Origin of the sequence: Pseudomonas sp. Pseusp11, assembly GCF_047304405.1 — a bacterium.
Classification (GTDB): Bacteria; Pseudomonadota; Gammaproteobacteria; order Pseudomonadales; family Pseudomonadaceae; genus Aquipseudomonas.
Map to the genome: position 1 here is coordinate 68,399 of NZ_JBGLZF010000007.1, position 14,914 is coordinate 83,312.

The window sequence follows — 14,914 nt, forward strand, 5'->3', positions numbered from 1 at the left end:
AAAGCCCTGCACTGCGGCAGCGCAGATGCCTGCAAACAACTGTCATGCGTCAACGGCCTTTTTCCGTTTCAGCACCCTGTTCATGAAGTCGACGGCAGCAGCAAGCGCCTCACGCCCCTCAGAGAGAGCCGGCGCATACGCTTGCCAGACGTGAAACATTCCGGGCCATACTTCCAGCCTGGTTTCCACGCCCGCCGATCCGGCATTTCTCGCCAGGCGTACCGCGTCGTCCAGCAGGATTTCAGACTCCCCCACTTGAATCATCAACGGCGGCATACCTTCCAGATCGGCGTCCAGGATGAAAGTAGCGGCCTCAGCTTGCTCTCCCAGATAGGCGCTAGCGCAGGCCTGCAGCTTCGAAGGTGTGAGGAAGCAGTCCACACCCGCCTTGGTATGAATGCTCTCTGCTCTGAGGGCAAGATCCACCCAAGGAGAAAACAGCACGACACAACCTGGCATTTCCATCCCTATGGCCCGGGCCTGAATCAGGGCGGCCATGATGAGCTGTCCTCCCGCCGAGTCCCCCGCCAACACAATATCGCTCGCCCTTTCACTGCTTGCGAGCAACGCCGCGTAGGCAGTCAGAACGTCTTGCTGCGCAGCCGGATAAGCATGTTCAGGCGCTAGTCGATAATCGACCACATAAGCCTTGGAGGACGTACCAGAAGCCAGCGTGCCGGCAATCCCCTCAAACCCTTCAGCGCTGCCCACCATAAATCCACCGCCGTGGACATAGAGCAACGAGCGTCGGGATTCTAGGTAGGCTAACGTCCGCACAGGCACTCCACCGAGTGTCGAAGCCGCGGAATTGCAACCAGGCGGCGGTAAAAAGCGCTTGCACAATTGGTCGAACCCAATCCGGGCCTGCTGCAACGACCCAGGAGGATTTTCTCTACGAGAAAGAAGCTCGCCACGAATAGCGTTCAGTTCGAAACGACTCATCATTGCCTCCAGGGCACAGCGTGAATCCAGTGCAAGTCAGAGATCGAGCACCAGTCTTGCGGACCTGGCACGGGAAACACACTGCAGAATGACCGTATTGGATGCACGCTCTTCATCGCTGAGGACATAGTCGCGGTGATCAACCTCACCGGCCAATACTTGGCATTCACAGGTACGGCAAAGCCCCTCCCGGCAGGAATAAGGCACCATTATCCCCACCCCTTCGAGCGCATCGAGGAGGCTGGTATCGGCAGGTACGGTAAGTTCCATGCCGCTGCGGGCAAGTTCCACCACGAAGCTACTGTCCTGTGGCTTTTCAGCAGCATTCGACTGCGGCGCGCTGAACAACTCGAAATGCACCTGTCCGGAAGGCAGGTACGCCTGTGCGACACCCCGTACCGCGTCCATGAGCGGCGCAGGCCCACAGCAATAAAGGTGGTCCGTAGGGCCAGCCTGACGGATGAACGTCTGCAGGTCGGGGCGACCGGAGTTTTCTTCATCCGAGTGAAACACTAGTTTTCCGCCACGAGGCAAGTGCTCGATGTAAGCGGCTCGGGATCGCGAGCGCACGCAGTAAAGAAGTTGCCACGGTTTGTCATTCGCGTCGCACCAGCGAATCATACTGAGAATCGGCGTAATGCCGATACCACCAGCAATGAACAGGTAAGCACTTGCGTCTCGCTCCAGCGGAAAGTTATTCCGAACCGCGCCGATTTCCAGCACGTCGCCAACTCGCAGTTGGATATGAATAAACGCCGAACCACCACGTGACGGCTCAGATAAGCCGACCCCGATTGAGTAGCTTGCGTCCACCGGGTCGTATCGGTGAATGGAGTACTGCCTGATCAACCCATTTGGCAGGCGTACATCAATGTGCGAGCCAGCCTCAGCCGCAGGTAGCGGTTGACCGTCTTCGGCCAGCAAGTGGATATCCAGGATGGAGTCCGCAGCCCGCACAATCGCCTTCACTCGAACGCGGTTCCAATCGCTCATTTTCAGGCCTCCTGGATCTTGACGGGATTGCTCGCCGCCTGCTCAGCTTTATAAGCCTTCGCCACAAGCCATCTGAAGTACGAAAGTGCCGCATCCGCTCCGATCGGGATCATTTTGAAATCAGAGGTTAGCTTCAACATGCGGTCTTGCGCATGAATCATGTCGCTGTCTTCTTCGAACGCGGTGATAACTTGGTCGTGAATCGCCTGCGTCACCGCTGGATCGTCGATGGCGAAGTTGTGAGGCTGCGAAAAGAAGTAATGAGTGGATTCGTCCGTCTCTGGCGTGAGCGCCTGAGTGCTACGGAACTCTGCTGCATTGACTCGATTCCCCTCCTTGGCATTGTGCCCACACGGCTGCATGCCCGAATCCATCAGGAAGATGCTGGGCAACAGGAAATCGTAGATATTCCACCGATCAACCGGTCCCGGGTAATTCTTGATCTTCTGCACGAAAGGCGCCGGTTTGATGCCTTCACCCCAACGCGTCACCCGAACACCGTTCTCCAACTTTTCGACCTGAGGTATACAGGCCGCATAAGCCTCATCACCACCCAGCGTGTTTGGATGAACGTAGGGCAAATGGGCGAGGTCGAGCAGGTTGTCAGCGATCAGGAGATAGTTGGTGGTGTAATAGGTATACCCCTCCAGACTTCTCCACTGCGGGTCATCCAGCCAATGGGTATCGGGAATCTGCGACGGGTCCGCCAGGCTGGCATCACCCACCCAGATCCAGATCCACTTATGTTTCTCCACGACGGGGAATGTGCGTACTTTCGCTTGCGGAGGAATGCGTTCTTGTCCGGGTATTTCTACACATTGCCCGGCTGTATCAAACAGCAGGCCATGGTACATACAGCGAAGCTGATCGCCCTCCAGGCGCCCTTTCGACAGGGGAGCACCGCGGTGACAGCAACGGTCCTCGAAGGCTACAACCGCTCCAGTGCTATCACGCCATAGCACTACAGGCACATTAAGAATCGTTCTTGCTAGAAGGTCGTCGACTGGAACCTCACTCGACCAGGCGGCCACATACCAAGCATTACGAAGAAGCATGACGTTATCCTCATCTCTTGTTTTTGTTTTTTCTTACTTGCTGACGCCATGCTAGAGGCGGATCATATATGCGCATAGATCATGGAGCTAATACAGATCATGCATACCATTCATGGTAAGAAATTCGATTTGAACCTGCTGCTCGCGTTCGATGCGCTTCTGCGAGAGCGCAACGTATCTCGGGCGGCTGAGCATCTTGGCTTGACGCAAAGCGCCATGAGCCATGCACTACGTCGTCTACGGGAGTTCTATGAAGACCCTCTCTTCGTCCGTATTGGCGATTCGATGAAGCCGACGCCTTTCGCCGAGAAGATGGGGGATTCAGTTCTGGAGATCGTATCCGCCGTACAGCACAAGCTGTTGGCACAAGCCAGTTTCGACCCTATGACATCCACCAGGGTCTTCAGCCTTTGTATGACGGATATGGGTGAGTTGGTCTTTTTGCCCAGGCTGATTGAGGAACTTCAGGAAGTGGCCCCCCATTGCCGAATACGGACGTCGCAATTACCCACCGAGCATATTGCGAATTCACTGGAGAGAGGTGATACGGATTTGGCCATAGGGTCCCACTACATTCAGGACCCTAACCTTTTTCAACAAGAGCTGTTCATGCACTCTTTTTGCACCATTGTCAGTTGTACATACCCTGGCGACGAAGTAAACCTTGAACAGTTCCTGGGCATGAAGCATGTTTCCGTCGTTCTGTCAGACAGAAGTACCCGCTACGACCAGTTCATCGATGAGTTGGGACATCGCAGAGACATTTACCTTACAACCCCACACTTTATTACGGTCCCGATGATACTGGAGAAAAACCCGAGTTTAATTGCTACCGTCCCCAGTGAACTGGGAAAAACTTTCCTACGCTACAACGCGGTCAAGGTGATAAAAACCCCGATCAAGTCTCCCAGCTTGCACCTGCGACAGTATTGGCACCCGCGCTATCACCATGACCCCGGGAATATATGGCTGCGCCAGCTGGTTAAGCTTCTTTTCGACAGATATATGAGCTGAAAGGCGTGGTGTTAGGCACAAGGAAGATCATCCCGTCACTGTTCGTTTTCAATCGCTGGGCAAAGACCGGGTTGCGAAGAAATAAAGTCTATGAAGGTGCGGACCTTTGCGGAAAGATATTTCCGGCTGGGATAGACCGCGTAGAGGGTTGAGCTGAAACTCAGTGTGTTCGGCAGCACCCTCTCCAGCCGCCCTTCGGCGATGTCAGGCTGGATCATCAACGCCGGCAGAAAGACGAGCCCCATGTCCTCGAGCGCCGCCATATGCAGCATGGTCTCGTTCTCGCTTCTCATCACGGGCTGAAACTTTAGCGTTTCCTGACCCTCCGGACCGTCTATGGTCAAACTTCCGTTGGCGTTCATCCCGCTATAGAGCAGCAACGAATGGCCGTTGAGGTCAGCAACTTTCGTCGGCCGACCGGTACGCGCCAGATAGGCGGGCGAACCTACAAGGTGAAAAATGATTTTTGTGAGTGGACGCGCGATGAGACCGGGATCGAGTTTTTCGGGGGCCGTTGCACGCAGGGCGAGATCGAAGCCCTCGTCCACGAGATTGACGATCCGGCCACTGAAATCCATGTCGAGACACACCTCGGGATAACGCAGATGATATTCGGCAATCATGCGGGCGATAAGGGTATTGGCAATCCACACTGGCACACTCAGCTTTAACGTCCCACGGGGGGTAACAGTGACATTACTTACGGCAGCTTCCACCTCGTCGAGTCCGTCGAGCATCTGCCAGACCTGATTGAAATAGAGTGTTCCGGTTTCCGTCACGCTGACATGGCGGCTCGTCCGGTTGAGCAGCCTGGTTCCAAGCCGGTTCTCCAAGTGCATTACATGTTTGCTCGCCATCGCTGGCGAGAGACCAAGGCGCTCGGCTGCTGCCGTGAAGCTTTTGAGTTCCGCTACCGCGCAGAAGACACGCAAACTCAATAACGTATCCATCAATCATCAATCCACAGGAAATAGTCCTTCAATATAAAGCCTGTAGATCAATTATTGTGAAACGTTAAGCTCCGTTATCAAAGCACGCCCGGATGCAGTTGCCCCAACCGGCCTGCGGTATCGCTGCTTGAAAGGACATACGCAATGAACAATTCTCGTCTCCCGACCTACTTCATCAGTCATGGCGGCGGCCCATGGCCATATATGACCGGCGAATTCCGCCGCAACTTCGACAAACTCGAGCAATCGCTGATCGAAATGAGAGCTGAGCTCGGCAACTCGCCCAGGGCCATCTTGGTCATCTCGGGCCATTGGGAGGAAGAAGGTTTCGCTATTTCGTCCGGCGCCAAACCGGGCATGGTTTACGACTACTCCGGCTTCCCCGAGTATCTCTACCACATCACATATGGCGCGCCGGGATCACCGGAGCTCGCCGAGCGAGTACAGGAGCTTTTGCACGCAGGCAACATCAAGGCGCAACTCGATCCCTCTCGCGGTTTTGACCATGGCACCTTCAGCATCATGAAGCCGCTCTATCCGGGAGAAGAGCTTCCTGTGGTTCAGCTGTCGCTCGATGCCGGCTTCGACTCCGCGCGGCACCTTGCGGTCGGACGAGCACTCGCGCCATTGCGGGATGAAGGTGTGCTGATCATCGGCAGCGGTCTCAGCTATCACAACCTACGGGAAATGCGGGGCACCAGTGGATATGAGCCATCTCGTCTGTTCGACGACTGGCTTCAGCGGACGCTCGTCCACTCGACACCCAACGAGCGCGCAGAGCGATTGCTCGTATGGGACCAGGCTCCCCTCGCCCGCGCCGCACACCCGCGCGAAGACCATCTGATTCCGTTGATGGTGGTTGTGGGCGCAGCCGAAGACGAACCCGGAGCCGTCACCTACCATCAGAGCGATTTCGCGGGCGGGTTGACGACATCCAGCTTTCGCTTTGGTCATTCTCCTGCAGCCACCTCCATCCGAGGAAAGGCACATTGACCAATCCTACATTCAAGCCACTCGTACCGTTAACGAACATCGCCGGCCACGAGAGACGAAAAACTTAAAGGAGTTAACACAATGAAAGCTGCTCTTCTCAAATCTTACGGTGGCATCGATCAGTTCATGATAGGTGAAGTGCCTATGCCCAAGCCGGAAGCTGGCGAAGTTCTAATCAAGATCGAAGCTTCTGCGATAAACCCGTTCGATCTTATCCTTCGCCAGGGTTTCATGGCCCAATACATCCCCTTGGAACTTCCTGCCGTATTAGGTGGAGATGCTGCGGGTACCATTGCCGCACTTGGCGCAGGTGTGACTGGACTCGCCGTCGGCGATCGGGTCGTGGGCGACTTTCTCGCCAATGGCAACGGATCCCATGCTGAATATGGGGTCTTGCCAGCCTCATCCGTTGCCAAGCTCCCAGCCAATCTGAGTTTCGAGCAGGGTGCGTCTTTGGTAAAAGTTGGGCTCACCGGACGGCAAACGGTCGATATCCTCGGTATCAAAGCGGGCGACCGTGTCCTGATTTCCGGCGCACTCGGTATGGTTGGTCGCGCCGCGATCCAGTACCTTCAGGAGATTGGGGCGAAACCGGTGGCTGGGGTTCGATCCGAACGGCTTGAGGGTGCTCGTTTGTTGGCGGGCGAAGCAATCGATATCACTGAACAGCCGGCACAAGCCACTTTCCATTTTGCCATCAGCACTGCACCTGCCGTCGCGGGAATTCTGATCGACCATGTGCGGGACGGTGGTCAGGTTGCCAGCATCGTTCAGGTTCCCGAGGGGGCCAATTCCGACGACCGTGTGACTATTCACGAGCTTCGTCATCGCACCGATGCGGACACCATGGATGCGGTACTCAAGGCCGCTTCCGAAGGCCGGCTCATCATCCCAATTGCCAAGACGCTCCCGCTCAGCGAAATTGCCGCGGCCCAAAGCGCCGTCGCTGGCGGAGTTCAGGGTAAGGTCGTACTAAAACATTGAGCATCATGGATGTCTCGTCCGTCTCGTCGAGCCTCTGACGCGACGGACGCTGTTCAGCGTCCGCCATATTCTGATGCCGTATAGATCGTTGATAAGGTAAGTGCTTCAGTAATTGCGACAGCCCAAGGCCAGGAACTTCGCCCCCTGAAACGCGAACAACCAGTATCGTCATCCGCCTTCGGCTCGTGCGGATAACTCTGCACGATCAAGACGTTGCTCAATACATCCCCGCTTGATCAACAACGCCCTGTCACATAAGTGTGCAACCGTGTTGATATCATGGCTGACCAGGATCATGGTCATTCCGGTATCGCGACGTAGTCTTTGAAGCAGATTGAGTATTTCCGCCTGGACGGTCATATCCAGCGCCGAGGTTGGCTCGTCAAGCAACAGCAACTTTGGCTGCAGCTGCAAAGCACGAACAATGGCAATACGTTGGCGTTGACCACCGGACAATTGGTGCGGAAAACGCTCCAGAACTTCGCCTGGCAATCCCACTTGCTCCAATGACGCCACCAGACTGGCCTCATCAAAAGGCAGCCCGTTGATTTGCCGCGGCTCGCGCAAGCTGCGACGAATTCGGTGTAAGGGATGCAGTGAAGCATAAGGATCCTGGAACACCATCTGAACATCCCGACGCAGAGTGCCAGAAAAGGCTCGCTGTGCAGTGAGTGACTGGCCGAACAACTGAACGGCACCCTGCCAATCACGATGCAGCCCCGCAAGCACCCGTAACAAGGTCGACTTGCCGGAACCTGAGCCGCCAATCAAACCGAAGCACTCACCAGGCGCGATTTGTATCTGCTCTACTTGCAGTGCGATGAAGTGACTTAAGCCGCGTTTGAAACTCACGCTCAACGAGCCGATGTCCACGACACTCACGGCCGATCCTCCAGCAGGCTTCGGTCCAGGGTAGGTAGTAATCGCCCATAGCTCAACGCCGATGGCTGACAGTTCCACAAGGTGTTTGTATACGGATGGCTGGCTGTGGCCAACTCCCCTGCGCGGCACTGATCGACAATATTACCCCGGTACATGACCAGCGCTCGGTCGCAATACCGGGCAACCAGGGGCAAGTCGTGACTGATCAACAGCAAGCCCATGCCCCGTTTCTCCACCAGGCCCATGATCAACTCAAGCATTTGGTCCCGCAGGCTGCTGTCCAGCGCTGAAGTCGGTTCGTCAGCAATCAACACGCGAGGATTATTGATCAGCATCGCCGCCAACATGACCCGCTGCCCCATACCCCCGGACAGTTCATGAGGATAACGATCATAGAGGGCCGCGGGATTCGGCAAGCCTACTGCTTCGAGCATTTCCAGAACTTTTTCACGACGCTCACGACGCCCAAGCCTGGTGTGTAATACCAGCACCTCTTCCACCTGGGTACCCACTTTAAGCACCGGATTCAGGGAGTATTTCGGGTCCTGCAACACCAGCGACAGTGACGTACCACGCAGGGCCTGCCACTGCTTTTCGCCCAACCCCAGCAGATCAGTGCGCCCCAACCGCAGATGCTCAGCAGAGACCCTACCGGGACGTGGTACCAACCCAAGCAACGCGCGAGCGGTCAGTGATTTGCCCGAACCGGATTCCCCTACCAGGGCAACCTTTTCAGCACCGACTGTGAATTCGATGCCCTTAACGACTTCAATCAACTGAGTGCCAGTGCCTGGGAACCCGACACGCAGGCCGCGTACATCCAGCAAGGTTTCATCACGTGCCATGACGGGGATCCAGAACATCGCGCAGGCCATCGCCCAGCAGATTGAAGGACAGGCTCGTCACTAGAATGGCGATACCCGGTGCTGCAGCGACCCACCACTGATCGAAAATGACACGGCTCCCATCTGCAACCATCGAGCCCCACTCTGCCGTCGGAGGCTCGACACCCAGTCCGAGAAAACCGAGGCCGGCAGCAGCCAATATGATGCCGCCCAGATTCAAGGCCACCCGCACAATCACCGACGGCAGGCACAACGGCAATACATGCCCGAGTAACAAACGCACACCCCGTATACCTTGCAGATGAGCGGCGGCGAGGTAGTCACTATCGCGCAGGACACTGGCCTCGGCTCTGGCCTGGCGGGCATACGCCGGCCACGCCGTGAGGGACAGTGCCAGCGCACCATTGAGCAGGCCAGGCCCAAGAATAGCGACGAACGCCAACGCCAATACCAATTGTGGAAAAGCCATGACCACATCGGTCATTCGCATCAGAATTCGCTCGAGCCAGCCGCCATAGAATCCTGCAGTGACACCGACGAACACACCAATGGGCAGGGTCAGCAGCAACACCAGTGACACTAGCAATAAGGTTGGACGGGTGCCGTAGAGTAACCGCGTGAAAAGGTCACGGCCAAAACCGTCGGTACCCAACCAATGAAGAGTTGACGGTGGTACCAGGCGCTCCTGGATATTCTGGTGGTTCGGATCAAAGCCGCTCAACAGCGGCGCGAACAGCGCCAACAACACCAGTAATACAATCAGTGACCCACCCAGGGCCAAGGCTGGCGAGCGACACCACCATCGTTGCGCCAATACACTGTCGAAGGCTATAGAAAGGCTCATAGCAACTCCCGAGTGCGCGGATCAATCATGCCTGCCAGCACATCAGCGACACCATTGACTACCACGAAACAAAGACCAATCAGCAACGTGCTCCCCAAGATCGCTGGCACATCACCGGCGAACAAAGCGGTAGTCAAATAACGGCCGATACCCGGCCAGGCAAAAACAGTTTCGGTAAGAATGGAACCTTCGAGCAAGCTGGCGTAGGAAAGGGCAACCACCACCACGAGCGTGCCCGCGACATTGGGTAAAACGTGATGCAATAACACACGCCCGCGCCCGGCACCTTTAGCCAATGCAGTAATCACATATTCCTTACCCATCTCTCCCAGCAAAGCGGAACGCGAGAGCCGGCAGATACCTGCCATGGCATAAAATCCCAAGACCAACACCGGTAACACCAAGTGCGCGAATGCATTAGCCAAAGCCCCCGCTTCACCGGAGCGCCATGTGTCCCACAACATCCAGCCGCTGGACAATTCGATGCTGTAAAAAAACGAATCGTCCAGGCGACCAGGGCCTCCTGCCCACTGTAATTTGGCGTAAAACAGCAACAACATCAGCAGGCCGAGCCAGAATACTGGCACCGAATAGCCAATCAGTGAGAACAACCTCACCAGGGTATCGATCCAGCCACCCGGGCGCCAGGCGGCCAACAGACCCAACGACAAACCAAGACTGGCGCCCAGCAAAATTGCCAAGGTGGCGAGCTCCAGAGTCGCGGGCAATGCACGCTTTAAATCACCCAGCACAGGTTGGCGGGAGGTATTGGAAACGCCCAAATCTCCCTGTGCCAGATGATTGAGGTAGCTGCCAAATCGCACCGGCCAGGGTTGATCGAGTCCAAGTTCGGTCCGCACCTGAGCCAGCGATGACTCACTGGCACGATCCCCGGCAATGCGTAATGCCGGATCAACCGGTGACAACGTGGTCAACAGGAAGGTGAAGAAAAGCAGGCCGATCAGCGTGATCAACAAGGTTAACAAACCCGTACCTGCCACACGGCCCCTGCGAGAAGCCCCTGCCCTCACTTGGCTTTACTCACCTGATCAAAATACGGCAGCGAAACAGTGATGTTCTGGAGTACGCCCTCTACCCCGTCATGGACCGCGACCTGGTTACGGCCTTGCAGCGCCACCACAAAGGGCGAGTTGTCCTGCACGGCTTTTTGCAAGTGACCGTACAAGGCGCTGCGTTTTTGCGAGTCGCGTTCCGCGGCGGCGGCGCGGGTTTCTTCGCTCAACTGCGGGATATCCCACTGGGTGCGCCAGGCGAGAGTTTTCGGTCCATTGGCGACGTTATAGGTAAAGGTACTGGCGTTGGAGTTGGGATCGAGATAATCCATGCCCCAATAGGTAAAGATCAGTTGGTAGTCACGGCTTCGCATTTTCGCCCACAGCTCGCTCTCAACCAGTGGACGAACAGCGATGTCGATACCGGCTTTCGCAAAGCTCGATTGCAACGCCTGGGCAATGTCGGTGTAGGGTGGCAGATTGAAGACACTCAATTCAACCTTCGTGCCTTCAGCGATACCGGCATTTTTCAGAATCGTTTTGGCTTTATTCACGTCCAGCTTGAACGGCGTATCGCTCACTGAACCGGCTACTCCATTCGGCAGAAAAGCCTGGTGCACGCTGTACTGGTTTTTCAACAAATCCTTGGAAATGCTCTGGTAATCCACAAGCCACCGGGCAGCTTCCCAGAAAGCAGGATTTTTCAAAGCGGGGACCTGGGTATTGCCGCTATTGATACCCAAGTAGTAGATCATCGATGAAGGGAAGCGCTGGACTGTCACACCCTTTTGCTGTTCCAGGGCATTGAACTGGTCGGCGCCCAGATCAAACGCAAGGTCAGCATCGCCTTGCACCACCAGCAGACGACGAGTCGCGGGGTCGGTGACATTTTTGATCACCACCGTCTTCAGCTTGGGCACTACGACAGCATGGGGATTCGCCTGCAAGACTACTGCTTCATGGGGAGTGTAAGAGCGCAACGCGTAAGCACCCGTGCCTGCCGAGTGGTTTTTCAGCCAGGCATTGCCCAAATCTGCACCTTGGGCATGCTTCTCGACTTCGACCCTATCGACAATAAAACCAACCGGGGTCGCTGACAGGATGCTCAAGGCAAACGCACTACCTACCCCGGCCGGCCAGGCAACTCGAACGTGATGGTCGTCCACCTTGGTCAGGAAGCTGTCAATGTTGTCCGCCGTCCAACCCAGCTCACCCAGAATGAAGGCAGGGGTTCTGTTCAGTTTGACGACGCGCTTGAAAGAGTAAATTACGTCCTCCGGACGTACTGCATTGCCCGAAGCAAAGGTTGCTCCATCGTGAAGTTCGAAGACCAGACTCTTATCGTCACTGCCTGCCGTCCAGCTTTCCGCCAACGCAGGGACCAGTACCGACGGATCATTGCGGTCAGGTTCGAGCAAGCGCTGGTACAGGTTTGCCAAGGTGTTGGTAGCGGTAATTTCAAAGCTTTCAGCGGGGTCAAGGCTGGCGATATCGTCGATCGAACGCGCCACGATCAATGTGTCCGCGGGAGTCTTCGCCCACGTAGAACCACTGATTGCTATTGCTATTGCCAAAGCCGTAAGACGCCGCATATCGAATCCCTCATGACAAAATACCGTTCTTGGAAATTGACGATATATTGCTTTTAGGAATAAAAAAAATAGTTTTTAGTCATTAACTTATATCGTTTTTTGAGTTGCCCACCAGGCTCGTCCTGCCTTTTCACAAACCTTGGACTGGCGCATTCTTGCAACCGTCATCGCCTTCGTCATATGGTGCAAACACTGAAGCTGCTAACTGGCATGTGACTTTGTTAAGGGGCTATTAATGTCATTTGATTTCCATCATCTCCTGCTCGTCTTCACAGCCTATATTGTTGGAGCGGCTAGCCCTGGCCCCAGCAACATGCGCATCATGGGCGTCGCCATGCACCAGGGAAGAAAACCTGCGCTTGTGCTGGCAGCAGGTGTAATCAGTGGTTCGTTTTTCTGGGGGTCGATGGCTGCCACGGGCGTATCAGCCATTCTGGCCCAATACGCACAGGCACTCTTCGCCCTCAAAATAGTCGGAGGGATTTACCTGCTTTTCCTCGCCATCAAAGCTGGCCGCTCCGCCCTCAACTCTGACGAGCGCCTTCAAAAAGAACTGGCTGCGGCACCAACCATTTCGGGCTTTGGCCTCTACCGGCGTGGCCTGCTTATGCACCTCACAAACCCGAAGGCGCTGCTGGGTTGGATTGCAACCATGACTCTGGGGCTGGGGCCACACGCGACGCCTGAAACAGTTGTGATTATCCTGGCTGGCTGTGCCGTACTGAGCGTCACTATCTTCTGCAGCTATGCGATCGTCTTCTCCACTACACCGATGATTCGAGGTTATCGCCGGGCACGCCGATGGATCGAAGGCACCCTGGGGTTAGTCTTCGGCGCTGCGGGTATAAAGCTGCTGTTCTCGCGCGCGTGAGTTCATACCGACGCTTGTGGTTTGCCTGGACTAAGTTCGAAAACCATCCACCAACTGCTTGAGTCGCGTGGCTTGCCGCTCAAGCTCGTCACAGGCAAGCAAGGTAGCCTGGAGATTTTCCACGCCTTCCTGGTTGAGGGTTTTGATCTTGGTGATGTCAACGTTTAACGAATCTATGACCGCAGTCTGCTCTTCAGTTGCGGTCGCCACCGACTGATTGATGCCGTCAATGTCGCCAATGCGCTGAGTTACGCTGCCCAGTCGCTCACCTGCCTGGTTGGCGATAATCACGCCGTCCTGACTGTAGCGCTCACTCTCGCTCATAGTGAATACCGCCTCACGGGCGCCCACCTGAAGCTCTTCAATCATCGTGTGGATTTCCTGGGCTGACGTCTGAGTGCGGTATGCCAGGCTACGAACCTCGTCTGCTACTACGGAAAAACCACGACCGGCCTCGCCCGCCCGTGCAGCTTCGATAGCGGCATTGAGCGCCAGAAGATTGGTCTGTTCGGAAATACCCTTGATCACTTCAAGGATGCGTCCGATGTTCTCCGTCTTGCCATTGAGCGCCTCAATGTTGCTGCATGACACGCGGATTTTTCCTGATAACCCGTTCATGGCACCGATCGTCTGCGTCACCACCTGACGGCCACCTTCCGCCTGAAGGCGGGCATCCGAGGCTTGGAGTGAGGCATCACCGGCATTGCGCGCAATTTCCTGAGCCGCCGCCCCCAGCTCATTAATTGCTGCTGCAATGCTGTTGGTGCGATTGGCCTGATCGTCGGAGTTTGTAATGGAGGAGCTGGAGGTCTGCATCACTCGCTTGGCCACTTCATTGACCTGTTCGGTGGCAGAAGACACCTCACGTATTGAGTGTTGGATGCGCTCCACGAAAAGGTTGAAGTCGTGAGCCAACTCGCCGAATTCATCCTTGGAGTGCACATTCAAACGGCGGGTAAGGTCGCCCTCCCCTTGGGCAATATCACGCATGGCTTTACCCATCAGCCTCAAAGGCTGCATCAATACGCGAATGAGCATGCCCAGCAGAAGCAGCGTGATGAACACTGCAATAACCGTGGCCAAAATTGCAGAGGCGCGGAAGTCTCCAAGCGCTTCGTAGGCTTTGTTTTTGTCGATGGACAAGCCGATATACCAATTTACCGAAGGCAGGCCTTTGATCGGGGAGAACATCAAAATCCACGGACTGCCCTCCTGCTCAGTCTCATTGATGTGGGTATTGAGAGTCGGCGTATTTCGCGGGTAAATATCACTCAGCTGTTTCATCACCAGATCTTTGTTCGGGTGGACCAGCACCTTGCCATCAGCGCTGACCAAAAAGGCATAACCAATCCCACCCACATCGAGCGAGCTGACGATCTTCGCCAATGTGTCCAGTGTCAGGTCGCCTCCCACCACCCCAAGTGCCTGGCCGTCATGGCTAACCGGTGTCGCAATCGTCATCATCAACTGACCCGTAGTGACGTCGAGGTAAGGTTCAGTCAATGTGGTTCCCCCGGCAGTCATTGCGTCCTTATACCAGGGCCGGGTTCGCGGATCGTAGTCAGCGGGTAAATCGTCCTTTGGCCGTATGGTGAAACTACCGTCACGACTGCCTAGGTAGGTGAACGTAAATGTCGATAGCAATGACCTTTGCTCCAGCAGGCGCGTAACACTGTCCGCCGCCGGGTCGTTGGCAACCGTCTGAGCAATATAGTCAACCAGCAATACCCGTCCAGATAGCCACGCCTGAACGCTGCTCGCCGTGATTTTGCTCATTTCTTCAAGGTGGTTTTCAAGATTGCTGCGGATGGTTTTGCGCTGGATCGAATCGTTGTACAAAGTAAAGAGCGAAAACGCTGCGACGACGACGAACGATGCAGCAAGCAGTACCTTATGACTGAACTTCAGGTTAGCAATCATCATGATTTATCCGAAG

14 protein-coding genes and 1 pseudogene are annotated in these 14,914 nt (G+C 55.5%); 4 read left to right on the plus strand and 11 right to left on the minus strand.

All coding sequences use genetic code 11. From position 1 onward, the window contains the following. Positions 1–42: 42 nt before the first annotated feature. Genes ACCC96_RS07925 through ACCC96_RS07935 form a run of 3 tightly spaced genes read right to left on the minus strand, consistent with a single transcriptional unit; the run spans position 43 to position 2,990 of the window. A complete protein-coding gene (locus ACCC96_RS07925; RefSeq protein WP_413695428.1) occupies positions 43–942 on the minus strand; it encodes an alpha/beta hydrolase in 900 nt (299 codons plus the stop codon). A gap of 36 nt (positions 943–978) precedes the next feature. Further along, the gene (locus ACCC96_RS07930) at positions 979–1,935 is read right to left on the minus strand and encodes a PDR/VanB family oxidoreductase (RefSeq protein WP_413695429.1); all 957 of its coding nucleotides are present in this window, start codon (positions 1,933–1,935) and stop codon (positions 979–981) included. Positions 1,936–1,937: 2 nt separating this feature from the next. After that, a complete protein-coding gene (locus ACCC96_RS07935; RefSeq protein WP_413695430.1) occupies positions 1,938–2,990 on the minus strand; it encodes a Rieske 2Fe-2S domain-containing protein in 1,053 nt (350 codons plus the stop codon). Between the two features lie 99 nt (positions 2,991–3,089). Here ACCC96_RS07935 and ACCC96_RS07940 point away from each other — a divergent pair, with 99 nt between their 5' ends. After that, the gene (locus tag ACCC96_RS07940) at positions 3,090–4,004 is read left to right on the plus strand and encodes a LysR family transcriptional regulator (protein WP_413695431.1); all 915 of its coding nucleotides are present in this window, start codon (positions 3,090–3,092) and stop codon (positions 4,002–4,004) included. Positions 4,005–4,039: 35 nt separating this feature from the next. Here the strand turns inward: ACCC96_RS07940 and ACCC96_RS07945 are convergent, their stop codons facing one another. After that, on the minus strand, positions 4,040–4,954 hold the full coding sequence (locus ACCC96_RS07945) for a LysR substrate-binding domain-containing protein (RefSeq protein ID WP_413695432.1): 915 nt from the start codon (positions 4,952–4,954) through the stop codon (positions 4,040–4,042). Between the two features lie 144 nt (positions 4,955–5,098). Here ACCC96_RS07945 and ACCC96_RS07950 point away from each other — a divergent pair, with 144 nt between their 5' ends. Then, positions 5,099–5,947: a DODA-type extradiol aromatic ring-opening family dioxygenase gene (locus ACCC96_RS07950; RefSeq protein WP_413695433.1), complete on the plus strand. Its 849-nt coding sequence runs from the start codon at positions 5,099–5,101 to the stop codon at positions 5,945–5,947. 81 nt (positions 5,948–6,028) lie between these two features. Beyond that, positions 6,029–6,931, plus strand: coding sequence for an NADP-dependent oxidoreductase (locus ACCC96_RS07955; RefSeq protein WP_413695434.1), 903 nt, complete (start codon positions 6,029–6,031; stop codon positions 6,929–6,931). Between the two features lie 168 nt (positions 6,932–7,099). Here the strand turns inward: ACCC96_RS07955 and ACCC96_RS07960 are convergent, their stop codons facing one another. The 5 genes from ACCC96_RS07960 to ACCC96_RS07980 are packed head-to-tail and all read right to left on the minus strand — an operon-like array spanning position 7,100 to position 12,107. Further along, positions 7,100–7,813, minus strand: a complete 714-nt coding sequence (locus ACCC96_RS07960; protein ID WP_413695435.1) for an ABC transporter ATP-binding protein — start codon at positions 7,811–7,813, stop codon at positions 7,100–7,102. Further along, complete coding sequence (locus ACCC96_RS07965) at positions 7,810–8,658, minus strand: ABC transporter ATP-binding protein (RefSeq protein WP_413695436.1); 849 nt, start codon at positions 8,656–8,658, stop codon at positions 7,810–7,812. The genes ACCC96_RS07960 and ACCC96_RS07965 overlap by 4 nt, the downstream gene beginning before the upstream one ends. Further along, positions 8,648–9,502 carry an ABC transporter permease gene (locus tag ACCC96_RS07970; protein WP_413695437.1) on the minus strand — a complete coding sequence of 285 codons (855 nt, stop codon included), beginning with the start codon at positions 9,500–9,502 and terminating at the stop codon, positions 8,648–8,650. The genes ACCC96_RS07965 and ACCC96_RS07970 overlap by 11 nt, the downstream gene beginning before the upstream one ends. Continuing rightward, positions 9,499–10,533, minus strand: coding sequence for an ABC transporter permease (locus ACCC96_RS07975; RefSeq protein WP_413695438.1), 1,035 nt, complete (start codon positions 10,531–10,533; stop codon positions 9,499–9,501). The genes ACCC96_RS07970 and ACCC96_RS07975 overlap by 4 nt, the downstream gene beginning before the upstream one ends. Then, positions 10,530–12,107, minus strand: a complete 1,578-nt coding sequence (locus ACCC96_RS07980; RefSeq protein ID WP_413695439.1) for an ABC transporter substrate-binding protein — start codon at positions 12,105–12,107, stop codon at positions 10,530–10,532. Before ACCC96_RS07980 ends, ACCC96_RS07975 begins: the two co-directional genes overlap by 4 nt. A gap of 235 nt (positions 12,108–12,342) precedes the next feature. Between ACCC96_RS07980 and ACCC96_RS07985 the strand changes: the two genes are divergently transcribed. After that, positions 12,343–12,978 (plus strand): LysE family translocator, encoded by a 636-nt coding sequence (locus tag ACCC96_RS07985; RefSeq protein WP_413695440.1) that lies wholly within the window; start codon positions 12,343–12,345, stop codon positions 12,976–12,978. Positions 12,979–13,008: 30 nt separating this feature from the next. Here the strand turns inward: ACCC96_RS07985 and ACCC96_RS07990 are convergent, their stop codons facing one another. Both ACCC96_RS07990 and ACCC96_RS07995 read right to left on the minus strand, forming a co-directional pair. Next, positions 13,009–13,794, minus strand: a complete 786-nt coding sequence (locus ACCC96_RS07990; protein WP_413695557.1) for a methyl-accepting chemotaxis protein — start codon at positions 13,792–13,794, stop codon at positions 13,009–13,011. 72 nt (positions 13,795–13,866) lie between these two features. Further along, a pseudogene (locus ACCC96_RS07995) lies at positions 13,867–14,901 on the minus strand (cache domain-containing protein); the annotation flags it as partial. Positions 14,902–14,914 lie beyond the last annotated feature (13 nt).

Coding starts and splice junctions, on each gene's coding strand:
- ACCC96_RS07990 (WP_413695557.1), bottom strand. CDS start 13,794: ATGCAGACCTCCAGCTCCTCCATTACAAACTCCGACGATCAGGCCAAT.
- ACCC96_RS07940 (WP_413695431.1), top strand. CDS start 3,090: ATGCATACCATTCATGGTAAGAAATTCGATTTGAACCTGCTGCTCGCG.
- ACCC96_RS07950 (WP_413695433.1), top strand. CDS start 5,099: ATGAACAATTCTCGTCTCCCGACCTACTTCATCAGTCATGGCGGCGGC.
- ACCC96_RS07945 (WP_413695432.1), bottom strand. CDS start 4,954: ATGGATACGTTATTGAGTTTGCGTGTCTTCTGCGCGGTAGCGGAACTC.
- ACCC96_RS07985 (WP_413695440.1), top strand. CDS start 12,343: ATGTCATTTGATTTCCATCATCTCCTGCTCGTCTTCACAGCCTATATT.
- ACCC96_RS07955 (WP_413695434.1), top strand. CDS start 6,029: ATGAAAGCTGCTCTTCTCAAATCTTACGGTGGCATCGATCAGTTCATG.
- ACCC96_RS07970 (WP_413695437.1), bottom strand. CDS start 9,502: ATGAGCCTTTCTATAGCCTTCGACAGTGTATTGGCGCAACGATGGTGG.
- ACCC96_RS07980 (WP_413695439.1), bottom strand. CDS start 12,107: ATGCGGCGTCTTACGGCTTTGGCAATAGCAATAGCAATCAGTGGTTCT.
- ACCC96_RS07935 (WP_413695430.1), bottom strand. CDS start 2,990: ATGCTTCTTCGTAATGCTTGGTATGTGGCCGCCTGGTCGAGTGAGGTT.
- ACCC96_RS07965 (WP_413695436.1), bottom strand. CDS start 8,658: ATGGCACGTGATGAAACCTTGCTGGATGTACGCGGCCTGCGTGTCGGG.
- ACCC96_RS07930 (WP_413695429.1), bottom strand. CDS start 1,935: ATGAGCGATTGGAACCGCGTTCGAGTGAAGGCGATTGTGCGGGCTGCG.
- ACCC96_RS07925 (WP_413695428.1), bottom strand. CDS start 942: ATGAGTCGTTTCGAACTGAACGCTATTCGTGGCGAGCTTCTTTCTCGT.